Genomic DNA, 3,740 nt, shown 5'->3' with positions numbered 1-3,740 from the left:
GCCGGCACCTGATCACCGTGCACGGAACGGCCCAGGTTCAGCTCGTCCCGGCGGGCCGCGCCCAACTCGTCACCGCGCTGAACCAGGCGTACCGAACCCTGCCGGCCGCAGCGCGAAGGTGATTCAGTGGGGCAGTGGCTGCCAGGCTCCGTTTGTCACTTGGCCGAACTGGACGTCGGCGAAGTGGATGCCGAAGCCGATTGTGTTCGGGGTTGTCAGTTCGTTGACCAGACGGCGGCGGGACTCCACTGCTTGGGCCCGGTCGTGGTCGGATGCCGCGACCCAGTCCGGATTGGCCACCTGGATCGGCGAGTGCATGGCGTCGCCGAAGGCGAGTATGCGTTGGTCGCCCGCTGTGATGACGTACGTGGCGTGGCCCGCTGTGTGGCCCGGCGACATGAGGACGTGCACGCCCGGGAAGATCTCCTCTTCGTCGGAGACCTGGTGGACACGCGGGGCGATCGCGTCCAGTGTCGCGTGGTTGGCGTCGGTGCCGTGGGCTCGGTTCGTCCACTCGGGTTCCGTGATCAGGTACCTGGCCTCGGTGAACGCTGTCAGCCAGCCGGTGTGGTCCATGTGCAGGTGGGTGAGGGCCACCGCTTCGATGTCGGTCGGCTGGTGGCCCAGCGCGGCCAGGTTGTCCAGCAGCGCCCCGCCCTCGATGGCGCCGATCTTGCTGCCCGGCTGTGCCTGCATCGACACCTTGCCCACCCCGGCGTCTATCAGCAGGGTGCGGTCGTCGCGGGTGACCAGCAGTGCGCCGATGCTGGCGGTCAGGTGGCCGGTCTCGTCGAGGTACTCCGGGTGTGCGGCCCACACCTCGTCGGTCGTGTCCGGCAGCCAGCCTCGGCCGGGGAGTTGCACCACGCCGTCCGGCACGAACGCGACGGTGGTGTCGCCGAATCGCAGTGTGCGGGTCGGCGCGGGCGTGCGCAGTCTGTTCGTCGTCACGATTGCCACGATAATCACGACCCGCCGACCGACGCCCGTACCGCGGCCAGCAGTCCCACCAGCCGGACGTCGTCCGTGCGCGACGGCAGGTGTACCGCGTAGTACGGGATCCTTGGCAGGTCGGTGATCGTGCGGCTCGTGAACCCGGCCGGCGGATGCACGCAGCCGTTCACAATGGACAGCCCGACGCCGAGGGCGACGAAGTGCAGGGTCAGCGGCCAGCCCTCAGCCTCGATGGCGAGTGTCCAGTCCACCTCCGCGGACCGCAGCGCGCGTTCCACCGTCTTCCGGTGTGGACGGTTGGCGGGCGGCAGCACCAGCGGCAGGCCGTCGAGGTCCCGCACGGTCAGCTCCGGGTGCTCGGCCAGCGGGTGGGTCGCGGGCAGCATCAGTGTCTGCGGGTACGACGCGAGCAGCACGGCCGTCACGTCGTCGGGTACCGCCTCCAGCACGCCGACGCCCAGGTCCGCGCGGCCCGTGCGGACCGCGGTCAGCATGCGGGTGCTGTCGCGGTTGATCAGCTGGAGTGGGCGGAACGTGCGGATCACGTCGCCCAGCAGGTACAGGTACGCGCCCTCGCCCGCCGCCAGCGTCAGCGGGCGCACCCGTTCGGTCGCGCGGACCTCGTCAAGGAACACGGACATGCGCTTGTCCAGGTCACGGGCGAACCGTGCGACCGCCTCGCCCTCCGCTGTGAGCGTCAGGGTGCGGCCGGCACGCCGGTACAGCGGGCGGCCGACGGTGGCGGCCAGCTTGCTCACCTTCACGTGCAGCGCGGGCTGCGAGATGTGCAGCACCTCGGCCGCGCGGGTGAAGTTGAGGTGATCCGCGAACACGGCGAACGCCATCAGCGCATCGGTCGATACCATAATTTCAAACTATAGAGAACCGGATCAATAATAGTTCTCTTCAAGCTTTCGGCGCGGCACAGTGGTGAGATGAACAAGACCCAAGCCCGCCTCGGTGTCGACTTCGGGAGGGTCATCCACGGCGCCGCCGCGGCCGATGGCGTGCACGACACCGTCTTCCTCGACGGTGAGTTCGAGGAGGCGCTCGCTTCCCCTGCCACCGACGGCGCGTTCGACGTGCTGCCCCGGCTCGTCGACGCGTTCGGCGGTCGTGTGTGGGTGATCTCCAAGTGCGGACCCCGCATCCAGGAGCGCACGCTCGCGTGGCTCGACCACCACGACTTCTACGCACGCACCGGCGTGCCCCGCGGCAACGTCCGCTTCTGCCGCAAGCGCACCGACAAGGCGGGTCACTGCACCCAGCTGAAGATCACGCACATGGTCGACGACCGGATCGACGTGCACCGCGCGCTGGTCGACAGCGTCCCGTGCCGCTACCTGTTCGGGGTGCAGAAGGGGCCGGCGCCCGAGTGGGTGCGGCACACGCTCACGTGGACCGACCTGGAGGACGCCGTCATCGCCGACCTGTGAGACCTGCCAAGAAGTTGTCCAGCAGCGCCAGTTGCCGGTCCGCGGGAAGACGGTCCGGATCGAACAGTGCCTGCACCACAAGCCCGTGTGCGAACGCCGCCGCTTCGACGGCGACGTCCGCCGCGGGCGTTTCCCGTGTCAGCTCGCCCCTGGTCTGGGCGGCCTCGACGTGTTCCTGGAGGCGGCCACGCCACCGCTCGTACCTGGTGCGCTGCGCCTGGCTCAGTGTCTCGTCGCCCAGTGCCGCGTCCCAGAAGCTGACCCAGACCCGGCTCATCGCGGTGGTCTCCAGGGTCAGCGGGAGCACGTTGACCAGCGCGACCCGCAGTGCCGCCAGGCCGGGTTCGTCCGTTGTCCGCAGGGGGCGGGTGTCCGTGCGTGCCACCGCGATCTCGTGTGCGTACCGGACGAGGTCGCGCTTGTTCGTGAAGTAGTGGGTGAGCAGGCCGGTCGACGCACCCATCTCCGTCGCGACCGCGCGCAGCGTCAGGCCGTCGAAACCGCCGGTCGCCAGTACCCGCCACACGGCCTCGGCGACGTCCGCCCTCCGCGAATCTTGGTCGCCCTTCGTCGGCATGCGGACTACGGTACATAACAAACGTTTGGTACGGAGGTTGCCCCATGCTGTCCATGCAGCTGACCGACGACGCCGAGCTGCGTGCCCTCGAACCGTGGCACGCGCCGGAGTTCGCCCAGCACGTCGCCGCCGCGCAGGATCACCTGCTGAAGTGGTTGCCGTGGTCCACCAGCGCGGCGGAAGAAGAGGGCGCCGAGAAGCTGCTGCAGCGCTACGCCGACGCGCAGGCCCGCGACGAGGGGCGGATCCTCGGCATCTGGGTCGGCGGCAAGCTGGTCGGCGGGACGCTGTTCCGTGTGTGGACCCGGTCGATGGGCACGTGCGAGCTGGGGGTGTGGCTCGCGCCGGAAGCGGTGGGGCGTGGGCTGGTCACGCGGGCGTCGAAGGTGATGATCGACTGGGCGTTCCGGGTGCGTGGCATGCACCGGGTCGAGTGGCGATGCGCGACCACCAACACGCGCAGCAGCGCCGTCGCGCGGCGGCTGGGGATGACCAGGGAAGGGGTGCTGCGGGAGGCATTCCAACTGCGCGGCGTGCGGCACGACACGGAGATGTGGGCGATCCTCGCCTCGGAGTGGCCAACAAAGCCCTGACCAGCGCAAACGCCAACTCGCGAGTCGCGCGCGCGATGCCCAACCCCCACCCGTTCCCGGGGGCGTCCCGCCATGCCAGTCTACCGGCTGGCACTGACAGTTCCGCGTTCGCGTTGACTCATCGAAAATGCCCGGGAAGGTGAGTCGTTGCCTCACGTAAGGATGCCCGTGTAGCGGCGT

Annotated in this window: 5 protein-coding genes; 2 read left to right on the top strand and 3 right to left on the bottom strand. The window is 69.2% G+C overall.

Going from position 1 to position 3,740, the window contains the following annotated elements; genetic code table 11:
- Positions 1-123: 123 nt before the first annotated feature.
- Together WBA97_RS01240 and WBA97_RS01235 are read right to left on the bottom strand one after the other, a co-directional pair.
- The gene (locus tag WBA97_RS01240; RefSeq protein WP_424228751.1) at positions 124-951 is read right to left on the bottom strand and encodes an MBL fold metallo-hydrolase; all 828 of its coding nucleotides are present in this window, start codon (positions 949-951) and stop codon (positions 124-126) included.
- Positions 952-965: 14 nt separating this feature from the next.
- Positions 966-1,820, bottom strand: coding sequence for a LysR substrate-binding domain-containing protein (locus tag WBA97_RS01235; protein WP_424228750.1), 855 nt, complete (start codon positions 1,818-1,820; stop codon positions 966-968).
- A 69-nt stretch (positions 1,821-1,889) separates the two neighbouring features.
- Between WBA97_RS01235 and WBA97_RS01230 the strand changes: the two genes are divergently transcribed.
- Entirely contained in the window at positions 1,890-2,390 is a 501-nt protein-coding gene (locus WBA97_RS01230; RefSeq protein ID WP_424228749.1) for a hypothetical protein, read from the top strand.
- On the opposite strand, the gene WBA97_RS01225 is transcribed toward WBA97_RS01230, so the two are convergent.
- Positions 2,374-2,967: a TetR/AcrR family transcriptional regulator gene (locus WBA97_RS01225; RefSeq protein ID WP_424228748.1), complete on the bottom strand. Its 594-nt coding sequence runs from the start codon at positions 2,965-2,967 to the stop codon at positions 2,374-2,376. The genes WBA97_RS01230 and WBA97_RS01225 overlap by 17 nt on opposite strands.
- A gap of 44 nt (positions 2,968-3,011) precedes the next feature.
- Between WBA97_RS01225 and WBA97_RS01220 the strand changes: the two genes are divergently transcribed.
- Positions 3,012-3,560 carry a GNAT family N-acetyltransferase gene (locus WBA97_RS01220; protein WP_424228747.1) on the top strand — a complete coding sequence of 183 codons (549 nt, stop codon included), beginning with the start codon at positions 3,012-3,014 and terminating at the stop codon, positions 3,558-3,560.
- The last annotated feature ends 180 nt before the right edge of the window (positions 3,561-3,740 follow it).

The organism is Actinophytocola sp. (assembly GCF_049647105.1).
Lineage (GTDB): Bacteria > Actinomycetota > Actinomycetes > Mycobacteriales > Pseudonocardiaceae > Actinophytocola.
The sequence above is the reverse complement of the archived record's forward strand: the minus strand, read 5'-3'. Positions and strand labels throughout refer to the sequence as shown.